This window comes from Corynebacterium glyciniphilum AJ 3170 (genome assembly GCF_007673095.1).
Taxonomy (GTDB): Bacteria; Actinomycetota; Actinomycetes; order Mycobacteriales; family Mycobacteriaceae; genus Corynebacterium.
This window is the reverse complement of the sequence record NZ_VDYZ01000003.1, coordinates 23,936-43,471: the sequence shown is the minus strand read 5'-3', so window position 1 is coordinate 43,471 and position 19,536 is coordinate 23,936. Positions and strand designations below refer to the sequence as shown.

The window sequence follows — 19,536 nt, the reverse complement described above, 5'->3', positions numbered from 1 at the left end:
GGGCCGCGGCGTCTACTGCGTCTACGGCGTCTGCGGCGGCTCAGTCGACCTCGCGCACTGCGCCCTTGTCGGCGCTGGTGGCCATCTTCGCGTAGGCGCGCAACGCCTTGGTGACCTTGCGCTGGCGGGACGCCGGCTTCCACGGGTTCTCCGACGCGTCCATCGCGGCGCGCCGCCGGGCGATCTCCTCCTCCGGCACGTCCAGAGTCAGCTGGCGGTTGTGCACGTCGATCGTCACCGTGTCACCGTTCTCGACCAGCCCGATCAGTCCACCGCCGGCGGCTTCGGGGGAGATGTGGCCGACGGAGATGCCCGACGAACCACCGGAGAAACGTCCGTCGGTGATCAGGGCACACTTCTTACCCAGTCCTGAGCCCTTCAGGAAGGCGGTCGGATGCAGCATCTCCTGCATACCCGGCCCACCCGACGGACCCTCGTACCGGACCACGATGACGTCGCCCGGGGTGACCTTCTTCTTGAGGATCACGTCGACGGCCTCCTCCTGGGACTCCACGACCAGCGCGGGGCCGGAGAAATGCCAGAGAGATTCATCGATACCGGCGGACTTGATCACGGCTCCGTCGGGGGAGAGGTTCCCGCGCAGGATGACCAGGCCGCCGTCCGAGGTGAAGGAGTGGTCGACATCGTGGATGCAGCCGTTCTCGGCGTCGAGGTCGAGCTCGTCCCAGACGTTCTCGGTGGAGAACGGCTCGGTGGTACGCACGCCACCTGGTGCGGCGTGGTAGAGGTCCACGGCCTCCTGCCGCGGTGAGGCGGCGCTGACATCCCAGTCCTCGAGCCATTCGGCGAGACCGGGGGAGTGGACGGTGTGCACGCCTTCGTTGAGCTTGCCGCCGCGCCACAGCTCACCGAGGATACGGGGGATGCCACCGGCGCGGTGGACGTCCTCCATGTGGTAGTCGGAGTTCGGTGCGACCTTCGACAGGCAGGGGACGGACTTGGACAGCTCGTCGATGTCCTGCAGGTCGAAGTCGATTCCGCCTTCCTGGGCGGCGGCGAGGATGTGCAGCACGGTGTTCGTCGAGCCACCCATGGCCATGTCGAGGGCCATGGCGTTCTGGAAGGCCTCCTTGGTGGCGATGTTGCGGGGCAGCACGGAGGTGTCACCTTCGCCGTAGTACCGGCGGCACAGGTCGACGATGACGCGACCGGCGTCACTGAACAGACTACGGCGGGCGGCGTGGGTGGCCAGCGTGGAGCCGTTGCCGGGGAGGGAGAGGCCGAGGGCCTCGGTCAGGCAGTTCATCGAGTTGGCGGTGAACATGCCGGAGCAGGAACCGCAGGTCGGGCAGGCTGCCTGTTCGACGGTCATCAGGCCCTGCCGGGAGACCTGCTCGCTGGCGGACGCGGAGATCGAGGTGATCAGGTCAGTGGGGGCATGTGCCACCCCGTCGACGACCACGGCCTTGCCGGCTTCCATGGGGCCACCGGAGACGAAGACGACCGGGATGTTCAGTCGCATGGCCGCATTGAGCATGCCGGGGGTGATCTTGTCACAGTTGGAGATGCACACGATGGCGTCCGCCTGGTGGGCGTTGACCATGTACTCCACGGAGTCGGAGATGATCTCACGGCTCGGCAGCGAGTACAGCATGCCGGAGTGGCCCATGGCGATGCCATCGTCGACGGCGATGGTGTTGAACTCGCGGGCGACGCCCCCGGCCTCCTGGACGGCCTCAGCGACGATGTCGCCGACGTTCTTGAGATGGACGTGGCCGGGGACGAACTGGGTGTAGGAGTTCGCGATCGCGATGATCGGCTTGTCGAAGTCACTGTCCTTCATGCCCGTGGCTCGCCACAGGGACCGTGCGCCGGCGGCGTTGCGTCCCTGGGTGGTCACTGATGACCGGTATGAGATCTCGTTCATGGTGGAAAAGCGTCCTCTCGTCGGGCCTCGTGCAGCTGCCCGGCCCGTGGGCAGTCACGTCGGTGGATAGTGCAGGTGTGGGGAACTGGTGTCCGGGGGACAGTCGTCAGCTGTCGCCGGACGGGGAGGGGGTCTCGTCCGGGTCGGCTTCCGCGGCGCGGCGCCGTTCGAGTTCTTCACGTGCCATGTGGCTGGCCCGTCGCGCGGCCTCGTACTCGCCGTACTCCTCCTCGTCCATGAGGACGGCCTGACCGCTGTCGCGCTCGACGACCCGGACTTTCTCGTCGATGGCGGAGAGACTCGGGGTCACCGGGTCGGGGATCCTGCCTCCGGTCACTTCCGCCAGGGTCACCAGCGAGTTGAAGCTCACACCAGGGAGCGGGAAGGTCGTCTCGTTCGTGCTGACGGCGAGCGCCTTGCCTCCACGGGTGAATCGTAACGCTTCGAAGCGGTCCCACGCCAATGACTTTGACGGGCGAAGGAGGTAACGTGCTGTGATCCCACGTTCGGTGAATTCTGTGCGGGTGCGGAGGACGCCGATGATGAACAGAATCGGCAGCAGGGGGAGCCAGAAGAAGACCTTCGGCGCGTAGGCGATGCCGACGACGGACATCGCCACCATGAGGACGCCGGCGATCAGGTGTGCCTGGTCCGTCCGGACCTGGTAGGGCAGTTCGGGTGACTCCACGGAACTCATGGTTGTCCATTTAATCAGTCCGGGGCTCGGACACAGACATCGCCCGGACCCCATGGTCCGGGCGATGTCCGTGTGCCGGGGAATGTCAGGGAGCAGTCGTCTGGCTGCCGCCGTCTGTACTGTTCTGCTGGTTGGCCCCCTGGCCCTGGTTCTGGGTGGAACCGTCCGTGCCGTTCGTGCTGTCGGTGCCGGACTCCCCGGACCCTGAGTTACCGGCGTTTCCCGAATTGCCGGTGTTTCCGGAGTTCCCGGTGTTTCCGGAGTTGCTGCCGGTGTCCGTGGAGTTGTCGCCGGAACCGCCCTGAGAACCGGTGTTGCCGGCCGACCCGGTCCCTTGGTTGTCCTCCGGGGACGTTCCCGTGTTGGAGTCGCCGGTCTGGCCGGAATCCTGGTTGTCGGTGGGGTCGTCCTGGGGGACGCTGTCCGCGGTGTCGTCCGGTGTGGTGTTCGCGTCACTCTCCGAAGGAGCAGGAGTCTCCGTCGATTCCACCTCGGTACCCGCATTACGCCACCGGTCAGGAGACAGGATCCCGGGCTGGTCGGCGTCGTCCGGGTTACTGGAGAACAGCGCGAGCAGTCCGACGATGACGAGGGCGATGAACAGCCCCGCCGTCGAGGGGCGGAACCGCCCGCCGAAGCTCAGCACGTTCTTCGTCTTGGACTCGTACGGTCCGTCGACCAGGTCGGCGAGGTCCGTCTTGTCGTCCGCCTGCGACTTCTTCCTGTCATCTGAGCCGGTGGCGGGCTCAGCCTCGGACGACGGGAGTACCTCGGTGGCAGGGTCGTCCGGGTCGGGTACAGAAGTTGCACCCTCCTTATCTTCCGACCCTTCCGTCCCTTCCTTGCCGATGACTTCGGTGGAGTCGTCGTCGACCGACATATGGTCGCTTCCTGCGGTGGCCGCAGCGATGACCCGCTCTGTGTCGTCATTCCTGTCTCCGGAGCCCGAGTCGTCGGAGGTACCGGTCTGACGGGCCGAGGGACCGCGGGAGACCCCGGAGTGCCGGCCGACGTCCGCCGGGTTGTCGGAAAGGGCCTCATTGAGTTCTGCCCGCGTTGCGATTCCCTCACCCGGGGACTGGTAGCGGTCCCAGAAGGTGTTCACGAGGTTCGCACGGATCGCACGTTCGACGAGCCACTGGTCGGCCGGACCGGTGTCGACGCCGATTCGCATGCCCACCGACCACGGCTGCCCGGCGGCAGCCGGCGGAGTGATGTTGCGTGCAGGCTGGATTTCGATCTCGCCGAGGATACTGGCGTCAACGCCGGCGGACTCCACGGCCGTGGAGGCTGCGTCCTCGACCTTCGTCAGCAGGTCCGCCATGGACTCGCCGTCGACCATGGGGACATCCAGGTCGACGACGGCGCGGGACCACTTCTGGGAGTAGTTGATGGTCACGCTGGCTTTACTGTTGGGCACAGTGACGAGCTCACCGGCGACGGTGCGGATCTGTGTGGAGCGCAGAGTCAGTTTCACCACCGTGCCGGTGATCTGTCCTGAAGTGTCATCGAACGTGACGACATCCCCGACGCCGTAGTGGCGTTCGGAGATGATGAAGAAGCCGCTGAGGAAGTCACCGATGATGTTCTGCGCGCCGAAACCGATTGCGGCGGAGACCACGGTGGCGGGGACGGCGGCGCCCATGGCCGGGACGCCGAGATTCGTCAGTGCCACCAGGATCAGAACGAAATAGGCGACGATCTCCAGCATGTAGACCAGGGCGCCGACAAGCGCGAGTTTCGACTTGGTCTCTTCTTGTCCCTGCTCGAGGCGGTTGGTGAGCACACGGACGACCTGGCGACCGATCCGTGGAATCAGAATCGCGATGATCAGCAGTGCCGACAAGGGGAGGCCGTGCTGGATGATCCAGTCCCAGAGGGAGAACAAGAGGTATCTGACGTCGAACATGGAACACACGCTAGTCGGTGAATCTTGGTGTTCGCTGGAAACCGTGGCCGTGGTGCGCTGTGGCGTCGGGGCACGCGCCGTGGGCCCACCAAGTGAGATTGGGGGTATCAGCGGGTGGGAAAATTTCTCATTTTTCATTGACCGGGGGTCCGGACTCCACTATGGTCAGTGGTTATGACGACGTTCCTGATTCTTGTATCCGCCGGGCGCTAGAGCCCCTGCGGTCACTTCGCGGAACAATCTGGCGCCCCCGCCCCGTACCCCGGGTAGCGGGGGCACAGTCGGTTCTACGGCGGAACCACACCTTGCGAGACCTCGAACGTCGGACATCCACAACACATGACCACCAAAAGGAGTGCACGGACGGTGAATGACACCTCACGCCCACACCCCAGTCCTGCGACAGTCGCTGCCTCAGGACGCAGCCGCAAGCCTGAACGCATCAATGGCGCCCAGGCGGTAGTCCGTTCCCTCGAGGAACTGGGCACCGACGTCGTCTTCGGCCTCCCCGGTGGTGCGGTCCTCCCGCTCTACGAGGCGCTGTACGGGTCGGAGAAACTCAACCACATCCTCGTGCGCCATGAACAGGGCGCCGGTCACGCCGCCACCGGCTACGCCCAGGTCTCGGGCGAAGTCGGGGTGTGCATCGCAACCTCCGGCCCCGGTGCGACGAACCTGGTCACCCCCCTCGCCGACGCCAACATGGACTCTGTCCCGATCGTGGCGATCACGGGACAGGTCGGCAGTAATCTCCTGGGAACCGACGGTTTCCAGGAGGCGGACATCCGTGGCATCACGATGCCGATCACGAAACACAGCTTCATGGTGACCCGTCCCGAGGAGATCCCCGCGGCGATCGCCGAGGCTTTCCATGTGGCCAGCACGGGACGCCCGGGGGCCGTTCTCGTCGACATCCCCAAGGACGTGCAGAACGCCGAGCTGGACTTCGTCTGGCCACCGTCCTACCGGTTGCCGGGCTACCACCCGGTGACCACACCGCACTCGCGTCAGATCGAGGAGGCGGCACGCCTCATCGCCGACGCCAAGCGACCGGTCATCTACGCCGGCGGCGGTGTCCTCAAGGCCAATGCACACAAGGAACTCCTGGCCTTCGCGGAAGCGACCGGTGTGCCGGTGACGACCACGCTGATGGCTCTGGGCGTGTTCCCGGAGTCGCATCCGCAGTTCCTCGGTATGCCCGGCATGCATGGAACTGTTCCGGCTGTCGCCGCCCTGCAGAAGTCCGATCTCATCCTCGCACTGGGTGCTCGTTTCGATGACCGGGTCACCGGTGACGTCGACTCCTTCGCACCCGGCGCCAAGGTTATCCACGCGGACATCGATCCTGCGGAAATCGGCAAGATCCGTGAGGTGAACGTGCCGATCGTCGGGGACGCCCGCGAGGTTCTCGTCGCACTGCGCAAGGCCGTCGAAGCTCGACCGCAGGAGCAGGACACGTCCCGCTGGACGACGTACCTGGACGGCCTGAAGGAAGACTTCCCCCCGGGCTACGACGAGCCGGAGGACGGCAAGCTCGCTCCTCAGTACGTCCTGGAGCAGCTCACCGGTGCTGCCGGCCCGGAGGCCGTCTACGTGGCAGGCGTCGGTCAGCACCAGATGTGGGCCGCACAGTTCCTGAAGTTCGAGAAACCCCGGACCTGGTTGAACTCCGGTGGCCTGGGGACCATGGGTTACGCCGTCCCTGCGGCCATGGGTGCCAAGGCCGCCGCGCCGGACACCGAGGTGTGGGCGGTGGACGGGGACGGGTGCTTCCAGATGACCAACCAGGAACTCGTCACCTGCGCCGTCGAGGGGCTGCCGATCAAGATCGCCCTGATCAACAACGGCAATCTCGGTATGGTGCGCCAGTGGCAGACGCTCTTCTTCGACGGCCACTACTCCCACACCAACCTGAAGCCGGGCGAGAACTACCTCCCGGACTTCGTCGGTCTGGCGGAATCGATGGGATGCGCGGCCTTCCGTGTCACTGAGAAGGACGACGTCGCGGCGACGATCGCCAAGGCCCGTGAGATCAACGACCGCCCCGTCATCATCGACTTCATCGTCGGTGAGGACGCACAGGTCTGGCCGATGATCTCCGCCGGTGCCTCCAACAACGAGGTCCAGTACGTCCGCGACCTGCGTCCGCTGTTCGACGATGAGAGCTCTGCAGCGGAGGACCCCGATGAGATCCACACGATGATCAAGGAAGGCGAGGAGAACTAATGTCTCAAGTCCACACTCTGAGTGTCCTGTGTGAGGACGTCGACGGCATCGCGTCCCGCATCACCGGGATGTTCACCCGCCGCGCCTTCAGCATTATCTCGATCGCCTCGGGTCAGACCGAGGTTGCCGGTGTCAACCGTTTCACCATCCAGGTGGAGGGGGAGGACCACGTGATCGAACAGATCACCAAGCAGCTCAACAAGCTGATCCCGGTGATCAAGGTCAGCCGCCACGACCCGGACTCCATCGTCTGCCGGGGTCTGATGCTGGTGAAGGTCTCCGCCGACAACTCCAACCGGACCCAGGTGGTCGAGTCGGCGAAGCTGTTCCGGGCGCACGTTGTCGATGTGGGCCCGGAGTCCGTCGTCATCGAGGCCACCGGAACGCCGACGAAGCTCAAGGCCCTGTTGGAGGTCCTGGAACCCTTCGGTATCCGGGAACTCGTCGAGTCCAGCGTGACCGCGGTCAGCCGCGGGCAGAAAGCGATGTACCCCGCGAAACTCTGATCGCCTGCGCCCATTCACGGGGTGGGATACCCTGTCTCACCCTCTGATACTTGTTACTGATACGATGGCAGGCACTGAACGCTCCATCCGGTTCATGAACCGATTCATCCCCGTTTTTCCACGAAAGGCTGTACCTCATGGCAATTGACGTTTTCTACGACGACGACGCCGACCTGTCGATCATCCAGGGCCGCAAGGTTGCCGTGCTCGGCTACGGTTCCCAGGGGCACGCCCACGCCCAGAACCTGCGCGACTCGGGTGTCGAGGTCGTCATCGGCCTGCGCGAGGGCTCCAAGTCCGCCGCCAAGGCGGAAGAGGCCGGATTCAAGGTCCTCTCCAACGCTGACGCCACGGCGTGGGCCGATGTCGTCATGGTGCTGGTGCCCGACACCACCCAGGCCACCGTCTACACCGAGGACATTGCACCGAACCTGGAGGACGGCAACGCCGTGTTCTTCGGTCACGGGCTCAACATCCACTTCAAGCTGGTGGAGCCGGCAGAGAACATCACCGTCGCCATGGCGGCCCCGAAGGGCCCGGGCCACCTCGTCCGTCGCCAGTTCGTCGACGGTAAGGGCGTGCCCTGCCTCATCGCCGTCGAGCAGGACCCGAAGGGCGAGGGGCGCGATCTGGCCCTGTCCTACGCTGCAGCTATCGGTGGTGCCCGTGCCGGTGTCATCCCGACCACCTTCGAGGCGGAGACCGTCACTGACCTGTTCGGCGAGCAGGCCGTTCTGTGTGGTGGTACCGAAGAACTGGTCAAGACCGGTTTCGAGGTCCTCACCGAGGCCGGCTACGAGCCGGAGATGGCCTACTTCGAGTGCCTGCACGAGCTCAAGCTGATCGTGGACCTGATGTTCGAGGGCGGTATCGCCAACATGAACTACTCGGTCTCCGACACCGCTGAGTTCGGTGGCTACCTGTCCGGGCCGCGCGTCATCGACGCCGACACCAAGGAGCGGATGAAGGGCATCCTGTCCGATATCCAGGACGGCAGCTTCACCAAGCGCCTCATCGCCAACGTCGAGGGCGGCAACAAGGAGCTCGAAGGGCTGCGTGCCGACTACGCCAAGCACCCGATCGAGACCACCGGTGCCAAGTTGCGTGACCTCATGAGCTGGGTCAAGAACCCGCTTGACGCCACCGCGTAGTCTGACCTGCCAAGTACAGGGTCCCGGCACCACCTTCAGGTGCCGTGATCCGGCAGAAACCCCGCGCTCGACGGCGCTGGAGCATACGCGAAGCAGACCCCCGGAACTCCAGTTCCGGGGGTCTGCTTGTCCGGTCGGGGGCGGTGGCTGTGGGTCTGGAGAGTCTTTGTCTGCCACGGACTGGTGGTGTCCCGGGGGAGCCCTCACGGACCGCGTGAGCCAGGTGTCAGAATCGGTCGGATCAGAGGTGCTGCAGTGGCCGATTTCGGCACCTGGGACACGCAGTCCCCGTGTGGCGTCCAGGAAGCCGGTCATGCTGCCGAGTCGACACCTCGCTCCTTACTGATAATGATTACGGTACCCAAATGTAGCCCTTGACCTGCGAAGTATGTCGTCCTAGTGTGAGGAACCACGGTTACTGAAAACGGAGGTTCCTGATGGGCCACAACCACCCGCACAGCCACGACACGGGGCACGGACACAGTCACGCCTCCGGGGTCCGCGGAAAAGCACTCTGGATCGTCATCGCGATGACCTCGACGATCTTCGTCGCCCAGGTCATCGGCGGCGTGGTCTCCGGATCCCTGGCGCTGCTCGCCGACGCCGGGCACATGCTGTCGGACGCCGGCGGTCTACTGGTGGCGGCGTTGGCCATGATCGTGGGTTCGCGTCCTGCCACGGCACGGTCCACCTACGGGTTCCGACGTGCCGAAGTGCTGGCAGCGGCTGTCAACGCCGGGGCGGTTGCGGTGATCGGGGTCTGGATCGCTGTTGCGGCGTTCCGGCGTATGGGGGAGGGGCCGGAGGAGATTCAGACCGGGATGATGCTCGCTGTCGCGGTGGTCGGGTTGCTGGCCAATGTCGTATCGGCCGTTATCCTGCACCGCAGTGCGGGTGAGTCGCTGAACATGAAGGGCGCCTACCTCCACGTCCTGGTGGATCTCCTGGGGTCGGTGGCGGTCATCGTCGCCGCGCTCGTCATCGCGGCCACCGGCTGGTACTGGGTGGATGCGGTGGCCTCGTTGATCATCGCGGCGATGATCCTCCCCCGGGCCTGGTCCCTGATGAAGGAAGCCGGCACCGTGCTGATGGAGCAGGTACCGGCAGGGGTGGATCCCGTCGAGGTGCAGGAGGCGGTCAGTGCGACGGACGGAGTGTACGGGTCACACGACCTGCACATCTGGTCGGTGGACGGGGAATCGTCCATGGCGACGGTTCATGTGGTGACCTCCGGCGACGAGCAGGCCGTTCGCACGGGGGTCAAGAAGGTCTTCGAGGACCGGGGGATCGGCCACGTGACCGTCCAGACGGAAGCGGCATCGGCACGGCAGGGCACCCTGCGGGCGTGTGACACCGGGTGCGGGGAGACCTGCCGACCGTGACGATCAGGCCGTGAGCCCCAGAGCCACCGCGATCAGCACCATGACGATGCCGAAGGCCCAGGCGATCGGGAAGGTCAACTTGATGTGCTTGCCGATGGTGCCGCCGGACAGGCCGATGGCCAGCCACAATGCGGGGGAGAAGGGGCTGACGAAGGTGCCGATGATGTTACCGATGATCAGGGAAGCTGCAGCGCCACTGCCGGAGACGCCGAAGGACGCCACCGTCTCCTGGACGACCGGGAGCACCGAGAAGTAGTAGGCGTCGGTCGAGGTCAGCAGATCGAGCGGGACGCCGAGGAGCCCGACGATCACGTGCAACTGGGATCCCACCGAGTCCGGGAGGATGTGAAGCAGGCTGAGGGCGATCTCCTCGAGCATTCCGGACTCGTTCAGTACGCCGAGGAACATGGCGGCTGCGAGGATGACACCGGCCATGGAGAGCGCGTTCGGGGCGTGCCGCTTCAGGGTCTCGGCCTGCTCCCCGGAGAGCGGGAAGTTGACGACCAGGGCGATCGCGGTACCGACCAGGAAGACCGGGCCCGGCTCGATCCAGCCGGACATCAGCAGAACCAACATGGCGAGGGACAGGACGATGTTGAAGATCGTGACCCACCTGCCGGTGCGCATCTGCGCGCCGATCTCGTCCTGCTTCTCCTTCTCGCGGGCGATGAAGTCTGCGGCAAGGCTGTGGACGTCCACGTCGTCGGTCCCGACGAACTCCGGGGTCTTCCGGAGCTTCGCGATGCGTCGGGATTCCTTGACGCCGAGCAGGCCTGCGATCACGAAGACCAGGGCAATCGCGATGCCCTGGAGTGGGAGGATGTGCTGCCACAGCTCGACCGGCGTCTGGTCGACCACGGAGGAGGCACGACCGATCGGTCCCGCCCAGGGCACCATGTTCATCACCGACGCCGAGGTGGCCACGATGGCCAGCAGGACGTAGCGCGACATGTGCATCGCCTTGTACAGCGGCAGCAGCGCGGGGATGGTGATCAGGAAGGTCGTGGCACCGGCGCCGTCGAGGTGGACCACCATGCCGATGGCGGCCGTGCCCAGCGCGACGAGGACGACGTTACCGCGGGTGGCAATGATCAGACCCTTGACCAGCGGGGTGAACAGTCCGGTATCACTGAGGATGCCGAAGTAGATGATCGCGAAGATGAACATCACCACGACGTTCATCACCGAACCGAGCCCGGCTTCGTAGAAGTCGCCGAGGCTCTTGATGCCGTAGCCGGCGATGAGGGCACCCACGACCGGGACAAGCGTCATCACGACGGTGGGGTTGCTCCTGCCGCGCAGCAGGATGCCGACGGTGACGATGATGATTCCCAGACCTATGGCTGTTAGCCCGCCCGGAGACTGCATCGTTTCAGTGAATGAGTCCATGTGGGTCTCCTCAAGAAAGATAGGTGAACCAACACAGTATGACAGTGTGGGATGGCCCCTGTCACAACGCCTGCTAGCGGTAGTCGTGATCACGATGCCGGGGGTTTCTGAACGTGACGGGCAAAGACGTACTAAGCTGTCCATGTCGCACGTCACCCCTGGGCTTTTTCGGTGTGGGGAGTCAGGCGTGGGCCCTGACCCCTCCGACGCGGTCGTGCCGGTGGGGTCGGGACATGCACATCTGTCAGGAGTATCCGTGAGTCAGAATTCCCGTCCCGTCGTTCTCATCGCCGACAAGCTCGCCCAGTCCACCGTGGACGCACTGGGGGACTCCGTCGAGGTCCGTTGGGTCGACGGCCCGAACCGCCCTGAACTGCTGGAGGCAGTCAAGGACGTTGACGCACTCCTGGTCCGCTCCGCCACCACTGTTGATGCGGAGGTGCTTGAGGCCGCCCAGAATCTGCAGATCGTGGGCCGTGCCGGAGTGGGACTGGACAACGTCGACATCGACGCCGCCACCGCCAAGGGTGTGATGGTCGCCAACGCTCCGACGTCCAACATCCATTCCGCCTGCGAGCATGCGATCTCCCTGCTGTTGTCCACGGCCCGGCAGATCCCCGCTGCGGACCGGACGCTGCGTGAGCACGAGTGGAAGCGGTCCTCTTTCCAGGGTGTCGAGATCTTCGGCAAGACCGTGGGCATCGTCGGGTTCGGCCACATCGGGCAGCTCTTCGCCCAGCGTCTCGCGGCCTTCGAGACCGACATCATCGCCTACGACCCCTACGCCAACCCGGCACGGGCCGCGCAGCTCGGCGTCGAGCTTGTCGAGCTCGACGAGCTTGTGGGCCGTTCCGATTTCGTCACCATCCACCTGCCCAAGACCAAGGAGACCGCCGGCATGTTCAATGCCGAGCTGCTCGCCAAGGCGAAGGACGGGCAGATCATCATCAATGCCGCCCGCGGTGGCCTGGTCGATGAACAGGCATTGGCCGACGCCATCACGAACGGCCCTGTCCGGGGCGCCGGTTTCGACGTGTACTCGTCCGAACCCTGCACCGATTCACCGCTCTTCGAACTCGACGAGGTCGTCGTGACCCCCCACCTCGGCGCCTCCACGGTCGAGGCCCAGGACCGTGCGGGTACCGATGTCGCCGCCTCAGTGCTGAAGGCGCTGGCCGGCGACTTCGTGCCTGACGCCGTCAATGTCACCGGCGGCAAGGTCAGCGAGGAGGTTGCGCTCTGGCTCGGCCTGGCGACCAAGCTCGGCAAGGTTGCGTCGGGTCTGCTGGACGACGCGGTCACCGCCGTGAATGTCGAGGCACGTGGTGAGCTGTCCTCGGAGAACGTCGATGCGCTCGGGCTGTCCGCCCTGCGGGGGGTCTTCTCCGGTGTGGTGGACGAGCAGGTCACTTTCGTCAACACTCCGCAGATCGCCTCGGAGCGGGGCGTGAATCTCACGGTCACCACCGCCGACGAGTCGGTGACGCACCGTTCTGTCCTCGAAGTCACTGTCGTCACCGGTGACGGCACGTCGGTGTCGGTCATCGGTGCGCTGACGGGGCTCGAGCGCGTCGACAAGATCGTCCGCATCAACGGACGTGGTCTGGACCTGCGTGCTCAGGGGCTGAACCTGTTCCTCAACTACACCGACCAGCCGGGTGCGCTGGGCACAGTCGGTACGTTCCTCGGGCGCGCCGGCATCAACATCGACGCAGCTGCCCTGACCCAGGACGCGGACCAGGGGTCGGCCACGCTGGTGCTGCGCGTTGAGAAGGAGATTCCGCAGGAGCTGCAGGATCAGATCGCTGATTCCTTGTCCGCCTCCCGCGCTGTGCTGCTCGACCTGAGCTGAGCGAGGCCAGATTCCGAGTCTGGATCCACTGTCACCCCCGGACCTTCCGTGAGAGGTCCGGGGGATCGACGTATGCGCGGGGAGACGTGACCTGAGCGCAGAATCCACCGGGGGTAAAAAGCGGGGGGACGGTTGGGTGAATAACTACCTTATGGTTTACACTGAATCCCGTGACTGACAACAATGCTGCCAACCACACTCCGGCCCACGTCCCGACGGACGAGGACAGCCAGCTTGCCCACGAATTCCGTGACGCGTTGCGGGAAGCGCTGCACATGGCGCGGTTGCTCGACCACCGGGGGAGCCTGACGCTCACCCAGTTGGGCATCCTCAACACGCTGACCGAAGAACCGCACTCCATCGGTCTTCTCGCCCGCATCAACGGCATGACCCAGCCCGGCATGACCCAGCAGATCGACAAGCTGGAACGCAGCGGTGTCGTCCGCCGCGTGCGCAGTCCCCGGGACGCCCGGGTCACGCTGGTCGAGATCACCGACGAGGGACGGGCCACGAAGACGCGGGACAACGACCTGCGCAACAGGGCGCTGTCCGAACATTTCGACCTGCTCGACGAAGACGGGCGGCGACGCATTGCCGACGCACTGGAACCGCTGACGACGTTCGCCAGCGCGTACATCCGCCGGGTCAGTGAAGACACGACGAAGAACGACACTCCGAGAGACAAGGAAAGGCACGACCGCGAATGAGACAGGACACCCAGGAGGCCACGCTCAACGGCGCGACACTCGAGTCAGAGAAGACGTCAATGATGCGACAGCCTGTCGCGGTGTGGGCCACCGCCCTGGCGTGCGTCTTCGCCTTCATGGGCATCGGGCTTGTTGACCCGATTCTCCCTGCCATCGCAGAGAACCTCGACGCGGGGGCGTCAGAGGTCTCCCTGCTGTTCACCAGCTATTTCGCGGTTACCGCGGTGATGATGCTGGTCACCGGCGCCGTCTCCAGCCGTATCGGCGGCAAGAAGACGCTGCTGTCCGGACTCGCCCTCATCGTCATCTTCGCCGGACTCGCCGGTACCTCGAACAGCGTCGGCGAACTCGTCGGTTACCGTGCCGGGTGGGGCCTGGGCAACGCTCTCTTCGTGGCCACGGCGCTGGCCGTGATCGTGTCGGTTGCCAGTGGCGGGCGGGCCGTCGCGATCATCCTCTATGAGGCGGCGCTCGGACTCGGTATGGCAGCCGGGCCGCTGCTGGGGGCGGCACTCGGTTCACTGAACTGGAGGGGTCCGTTCTTCGGTACGGCCGCACTGATGCTCATTGCCCTGGTGGTCCTGCTGTTCAAGCTGCCGGCGACGCCGCCGCCGGCACAGAAGACCAGTCTCACGGCACCCCTGAAGGCACTCAAGCACCGTGGTCTCTTCGGTGTCTCGTTCTCCGCCCTGTTCTACAACTTCGGATTCTTCACGGTGCTGGCCTACACGCCGTTCATCCTGGGCTTCGGCGAGATCGGCATCGGCGCGGTGTTCTTCGGGTGGGGTTGCTGCCTGGCAGTGTTCTCCGTGTTCATCGCCCCGCTCATCCAGAACCGTATCGGTGCGGCGAACACCACCATGGCCACGTTGGTCGGACTGCTGCTGATCTACGTGCTTCTCGGAGCGTTCCACGACACCACCCCGGTCGTGGTGGCACTCGTGGTCATCTCCGGTGCGCTGCTGGGCATCAACAACACGATGTACACCGAAATGGCCATGAGTGTGTCGGACGCCCCGCAGCCGGTGGCGTCGGCAGGTTACAACTTCGTCCGGTGGATGGGAGGAGTCATCGCCCCCTTCACCGCCACCAAGCTGGGTGAGGGGGTCGGCGTCTCGGTACCGTACTACGTCGCCGCCGTGGTTGCCGTTGTCGCCGTCATCGTGATGCTGGCTTCCAGGAACCACGTCGAAGCGCATGGTCCGGAGGCGGTCTGACCGGGGTCAGTCCGTGGTGTCGGGGGCGGGGGATCGTCGCCGTTCGACGAGGCTCACTGTGGCGAACGCCGCCACGATGAGGAACCCCCAGAGCACCCACATGCTGTTCAGGGGGGCGGACATGTGCTGTTGGCCGATGAATGACCAGTGCACGGAGATCTGGTGGCTGACGAAGGGGATCATCGCCACGTAGACCACCAGAAGAGCCACGGCCGTCGTGACCTGGACGGAGAACCACGAACGTACGGGGTTACCGGGCGAGGACGGCGCGGACCGTACGCCCAGATCCACGAGGCACACCACCAGGGGGACGAGCCAGACCCAGTGATGGTGCCAGGAGAACGGTGAGACGAGACACGCGGTGATTCCGCCCAACGCCATGACCAACGGCTGGTTGTCGTGCCGTGTCGCCCATCGGACGGCGGTGTACAACAGGACGACCACGACAGCGCAGGCGATCAGCCATACGACAGTGCCGAGTGAGCTTCCGTCGAACGTCCGCTCGGTGAAGCCTTTCAGGGACTGGGACGCGGAGATGGTGTCACTGCCGATCCGGGTGGAATCGAAAATCGCGGATGTCCAGAAACGCATGGCGTCCGGGACGGTGACGAGCCCGATGGCCACGGTGACGACGAATGTGACGGACGCGGTGACGGCGTCCCGCCACCGCCGCTGCATCAGGAAGACGAGGATGAAGAACGCGGGGGTCAGCTTCAATCCTGCGGCAATCCCGACCCCGATCCCGGTGAGACGGTCCCGGGTGCGGAGGAAATCCAGGGAGACCAGCAGCATCAGCAGCATGTTGATCTGGCCGTAGAAGAAGCTGTCCCTGACCGGCGACAACGCGAGCGCGGCGAGCGCTGCGGCCGCCCCCAGTGCCACCGTTCCGGCGTCAAGCCGGTACCCGCGACGGACCAGCGTGCCGAGAATGACACAGACCAGCGCGCCGACACACGCGAGCTGCCAGAACGTCGCGGCCATCTCAGCGGGTGCGACGGCGAGGCCACGGAAGAGCGTGCCGGCGAACGGGGGATAGGTGAACGGGAGTGGACCGTACAACGCGCCGTCGTAGATGTTGCCGTGGTGGGCGAGAGCTTCACCGGCACGGAAGTAGACCATGAAGTCGGTCGGCACCTTGTAGAGGTCCAACGCACGTCCGAAGACCACCGGGCGTGTCTCACGGTAGGCCACGAGGGCGACCACCGCGATCAGCGCGAGAGTCAGCACGGTCCGTCCGCCGAGCCGCCGGGCGGGAACGGGGGTTGAGTCCTGGGCGGTCGGAGGAGCGACGACAGAAGTACCAGAGGAAGTTGTCAAGGCCGGAGCCTTCCGGGAGAAGTTTCTTGGGGTGAAAGTAGAGTGTAGCGCCACGGCCTCCGGGAGAGGCGTAAGACCGGACCGGTGGCGTGGTATTCTGGCCGAGAATTTCCAACGATGTGAGACAAAGCAGCGAGAAAGGGTCCACAGAATGAAACTCGCGGTCATTGCCGGAGACGGAATCGGCACCGAAGTCACTGCCGAGGCACTCAAGGTCCTTGAGGCGGTAACCGGTGATGAAACCGTCGAGGTCACGGACTTCGACCTCGGGGCCCGCCGTTACCTCCGTAACGGTGAATTGCTCACGGACGCGGACCTCGCCTCGCTGCGCGAACACGATGCGATCCTCCTCGGGGCCATCGGGGATCCGCGCACGGTTCCTGCCGGGGTGCTGGAGCGCGGGCTGCTGCTGCCGCTGCGCTTCACGCTCGACCATGCGGTCAACCTGCGTCCGGCCAAGCTCTACCCGGGGTCATCGTCCCCGCTGACGGATCCCGGTGAGATCGACTTCGTGGTTGTCCGGGAAGGAACGGAGGGGTTGTACTGCGGTAACGGGGGCACGCTGCGGGTGGGAACCGACCACGAGGTGGCCAGTGAAGTCAGCCAGAACACCTGGTACGGGGTGGAGCGGGTCGTGCGGGACGCCTTCGGCAGGGCTCAGGAGCGGTCGCGCAGACTGACCCTGGTCCACAAGACGAATGTCCTGGTCAACGCCGGGGGTCTGTGGGCCCGTGCGGTGGAGACCGTGGGTGCGGAGTTCCCGGACGTGACGGTCGACTACTGCCACATCGACGCCGCCACGATCTACATGGTCACCGATCCGGGGCGTTTCGACGTCATCGTCACCGACAACCTCTTCGGCGACATCCTCACCGATCTGGCGGGTGCGGTCACCGGTGGTATCGGTCTGGCTGCCTCCGGAAACATCGACCCGTCGCGACGGAGTCCGTCGATGTTCGAGCCGGTGCACGGTTCCGCGCCGGACATCGCAGGGCAGGGTATCGCGGATCCCTGTGCGGCGATTCTGTCGGTCGCACTTCTCCTACGGCACCTGGCCGGGGACGAGGGTGAGAACGCGGAACTGCGGAACACCCAGGCCGATGCGATCGAGGCCGCCGTCCTCGCGGAGGCGGGCTCGCGTGACGGCTCCCCGGTGCGCACGGTCGACGTGGGCGACCGGGTGGCAGCCGCGGTCAGGTAGTCCCGCCGACGCGGCTGCGGAGGAACCGGCCGGGGTCAGCGCCCGGAGTGCCGTAGCCACGTCAGGACGGCACGGACCCGGCGGTTCTCGTCCGACGGTGCCATGCCGAGCTTCATGAAGACGTTGGCGACGTGTTTGCTGACCGCACCGGCGGAGAGGAAGAGTCTCGCGCCGATCTGTGTGTTCGAGTCCCCGGCGGCCATGTGCTCGAGGACCTCACGTTCACGGTCCGTGAGATCCTCGATCCCGCTGTGTCGCGCACTCACCAGCGCCTTGACCACCTCCGGATCGACGACGGTGCCACCTTCGGCGACGCTCGCGATCGCCGTGAGGAAGTCATTGACGTCAGCGACGCGTTCCTTGAGCAGGTAACCGAAGCCTCCGTGGTCCAGCAGGTCATCGAGGTACGCGGCTGCAACGTACTGCGAGAGCATCACCGCCGGGAGCATCTCCCCGGACTCCGTCAACTCTTCGCGGAGCAGGTGGACGGCGGCGAGCCCGTCGTCCGACATCGTCGGCGGCATCCGGACGTCACTGACGATGAGGTCGGGCCGCCCGCCACGGGCCTCGGTGATCAGGGCTTCGGCGTCTGCCACGGCAGTAACCTCGTGTCCGGCGGCACGAAGCAGGCCGGCCAGGCCTTCCCGGAGCAGGGAGGTGTCTTCAGCGAGCAGGATGTTCATGGCAGTGTCATCTCCAGTCGGGTTGTCCAGGTGTCCGCAGGGGACGGTACGAGTGTCACGGTTCCTCCGAGGGCGGCAGCCCTTTCCCTGAGACCTGCCAGACCGGTACCGCCTGTACCACCGGTACCTCCGGTGTCTCCGGCGCGGGACGGGGAAACGTCGCCACCGAGTCCGACGCCGTTGTCGTCGAGGGTGAGTACCGTAGAACCCCGCTCGTTCTTCAGCGTGATCCGGAGAGCGTCGGCATGCGCGTGCCGTACCGCATTCGTCATCCCCTCGGCGGAGCAGTGGTAGAGCAGGAGGGCGGAGGTGTCCGTGAGATGGTCGGTCGGGGTGTCCCGCAGATCGATGACCTCTCCGTCGACGCCGGAGTGAGCGATGAGTTCCTGCAGCGCTTCATGCAGACCCCTGTCAGCCAGAACCTGCGGATAGATTCCCCGCACCGTCGTCCGGAGTGCATCGAGCGCCCGCCTGGCGTTGACCTTGATGTTCTCCAACTCGCCGCTGATGTCTCCACCGTTTCTTGCCGTCAGTTCGACGGTGGCGACGTTGAGTTGCAGTGCCGTCAGGTACTGTTGCGGGCCGTCATGGAGTTCCCGTTCGATCCGGTGACGCTCACCGGTGAATGCAACAGCCAGGACCGCGCGGGAGCGGGCCAGCTCAGTAACTTCTTCCGACGCAGTGGTGTTGGACAGGACAGCGGACGCGACAGAGCAGCCGGTGATCAGCCAGGAGACATAGAGAAGCAGCAGGGCACCGCAGACGGCCAGGATCCAGCACACAGCGAAAACCGCAGGTGCCCAGCCTGTCTCCCAGAAGCCGAACGAAAGTACTCCTCCGACCGAGTTGCGGTAGAAGAACGGAATCATCGCGAGGAAGACCGTGACGGTGCCGAGCGTGACCACCAGGGCGAAGGCTGCGAATGCGAGCAGTAACTGCGCAAGCAACTCCATAGCCTGCGGCCAGTCGAACCAGCGGTTCGCCCGCCGTGGCGGTACCTCTACCTTCATCCACCGGGCGGCGAGCCGTCCGGCCAGGTCCGCCACCCTGGCGCTCAGCGGCAGCCAGGGGAGAAGGATCACCGTCGCCACAAGTGCCGGGATGAAGACTACCGCCAGACACAGGGTCCACCCGAATGCCCTCCACACAGGTTGGCCGACCAGAAACCTCCAGGGACGAATGCTGAAACCGCCCGGCCAGAACTGTCGCGGTGGGTCGGCTGTCGTGGGCGTCGTGGTCACCCCTCGACTGTAACGCGTGTCCCGGACACCCTGCGGTAGAGCTGACTCCACCTTTTCCCGGGGGCCTGGGCCATGGGTGAGCCGTGCCGGAAAGGCTGGGATGGGTGACCATGGAGAATCACATAACGTGCACTGAGTTGACCAAACGTTTCGGGTCCCGGACCGTCATC

General features: G+C 65.2%; 15 protein-coding genes. 8 read left to right on the top strand and 7 right to left on the bottom strand.

Annotated elements, in window-relative coordinates; translation table 11 throughout:
* Positions 1 to 40: 40 nt before the first annotated feature.
* The 3 genes from ilvD to FS507_RS18050 form a co-directional block, all read right to left on the bottom strand.
* The gene (gene ilvD, locus FS507_RS03765; protein WP_145941488.1) at positions 41 to 1,888 is read right to left on the bottom strand and encodes a dihydroxy-acid dehydratase; all 1,848 of its coding nucleotides are present in this window, start codon (positions 1,886 to 1,888) and stop codon (positions 41 to 43) included.
* 106 nt (positions 1,889 to 1,994) lie between these two features.
* Positions 1,995 to 2,585 carry a PH domain-containing protein gene (locus FS507_RS03760; RefSeq protein WP_145941487.1) on the bottom strand — a complete coding sequence of 197 codons (591 nt, stop codon included), beginning with the start codon at positions 2,583 to 2,585 and terminating at the stop codon, positions 1,995 to 1,997.
* A gap of 85 nt (positions 2,586 to 2,670) precedes the next feature.
* Positions 2,671 to 4,494, bottom strand: coding sequence for a mechanosensitive ion channel domain-containing protein (locus FS507_RS18050; RefSeq protein ID WP_222121386.1), 1,824 nt, complete (start codon positions 4,492 to 4,494; stop codon positions 2,671 to 2,673).
* Positions 4,495 to 4,860: 366 nt separating this feature from the next.
* Between FS507_RS18050 and FS507_RS03750 the strand changes: the two genes are divergently transcribed.
* From FS507_RS03750 to FS507_RS03735, 4 genes are all read left to right on the top strand, one after another.
* Positions 4,861 to 6,720 carry an acetolactate synthase large subunit gene (locus FS507_RS03750; protein WP_145941486.1) on the top strand — a complete coding sequence of 620 codons (1,860 nt, stop codon included), beginning with the start codon at positions 4,861 to 4,863 and terminating at the stop codon, positions 6,718 to 6,720.
* A complete protein-coding gene (ilvN, locus tag FS507_RS03745) occupies positions 6,720 to 7,226 on the top strand; it encodes an acetolactate synthase small subunit (RefSeq protein ID WP_038547880.1) in 507 nt (168 codons plus the stop codon). Before FS507_RS03750 ends, ilvN begins: the two co-directional genes overlap by 1 nt.
* A gap of 137 nt (positions 7,227 to 7,363) precedes the next feature.
* Positions 7,364 to 8,377, top strand: a complete 1,014-nt coding sequence (ilvC, locus tag FS507_RS03740; protein WP_145941485.1) for a ketol-acid reductoisomerase — start codon at positions 7,364 to 7,366, stop codon at positions 8,375 to 8,377.
* A gap of 437 nt (positions 8,378 to 8,814) precedes the next feature.
* Positions 8,815 to 9,759 (top strand): cation diffusion facilitator family transporter, encoded by a 945-nt coding sequence (locus tag FS507_RS03735; protein WP_145941484.1) that lies wholly within the window; start codon positions 8,815 to 8,817, stop codon positions 9,757 to 9,759.
* A gap of 3 nt (positions 9,760 to 9,762) precedes the next feature.
* Here FS507_RS03735 and FS507_RS03730 read toward each other — a convergent pair whose 3' ends face one another.
* Positions 9,763 to 11,127, bottom strand: a complete 1,365-nt coding sequence (locus tag FS507_RS03730; RefSeq protein WP_145941634.1) for a CitMHS family transporter — start codon at positions 11,125 to 11,127, stop codon at positions 9,763 to 9,765.
* Between the two features lie 277 nt (positions 11,128 to 11,404).
* Between FS507_RS03730 and serA the strand changes: the two genes are divergently transcribed.
* The 3 genes from serA (at position 11,405) to FS507_RS03715 (ending at position 14,924) form a co-directional block, all read left to right on the top strand.
* On the top strand, positions 11,405 to 13,000 hold the full coding sequence (gene serA, locus FS507_RS03725) for a phosphoglycerate dehydrogenase (protein ID WP_145941483.1): 1,596 nt from the start codon (positions 11,405 to 11,407) through the stop codon (positions 12,998 to 13,000).
* Positions 13,001 to 13,170: 170 nt separating this feature from the next.
* Positions 13,171 to 13,707 (top strand): MarR family winged helix-turn-helix transcriptional regulator, encoded by a 537-nt coding sequence (locus FS507_RS03720; RefSeq protein WP_145941482.1) that lies wholly within the window; start codon positions 13,171 to 13,173, stop codon positions 13,705 to 13,707.
* A complete protein-coding gene (locus FS507_RS03715; protein ID WP_145941481.1) occupies positions 13,704 to 14,924 on the top strand; it encodes an MFS transporter in 1,221 nt (406 codons plus the stop codon). The genes FS507_RS03720 and FS507_RS03715 overlap by 4 nt, the downstream gene beginning before the upstream one ends.
* Before the next feature lie 6 nt (positions 14,925 to 14,930).
* On the opposite strand, the gene FS507_RS03710 is transcribed toward FS507_RS03715, so the two are convergent.
* Entirely contained in the window at positions 14,931 to 16,241 is a 1,311-nt protein-coding gene (locus FS507_RS03710; RefSeq protein WP_186314540.1) for a glycosyltransferase 87 family protein, read from the bottom strand.
* A 151-nt stretch (positions 16,242 to 16,392) separates the two neighbouring features.
* Here FS507_RS03710 and FS507_RS03705 point away from each other — a divergent pair, with 151 nt between their 5' ends.
* Entirely contained in the window at positions 16,393 to 17,442 is a 1,050-nt protein-coding gene (locus FS507_RS03705; protein WP_145941479.1) for a 3-isopropylmalate dehydrogenase, read from the top strand.
* Between the two features lie 35 nt (positions 17,443 to 17,477).
* On the opposite strand, the gene FS507_RS03700 is transcribed toward FS507_RS03705, so the two are convergent.
* A complete protein-coding gene (locus FS507_RS03700; RefSeq protein WP_145941478.1) occupies positions 17,478 to 18,125 on the bottom strand; it encodes a response regulator transcription factor in 648 nt (215 codons plus the stop codon).
* Positions 18,122 to 19,366: a sensor histidine kinase gene (locus FS507_RS03695; RefSeq protein ID WP_145941477.1), complete on the bottom strand. Its 1,245-nt coding sequence runs from the start codon at positions 19,364 to 19,366 to the stop codon at positions 18,122 to 18,124. Before FS507_RS03695 ends, FS507_RS03700 begins: the two co-directional genes overlap by 4 nt.
* Positions 19,367 to 19,536: the final 170 nt, after the last annotated feature.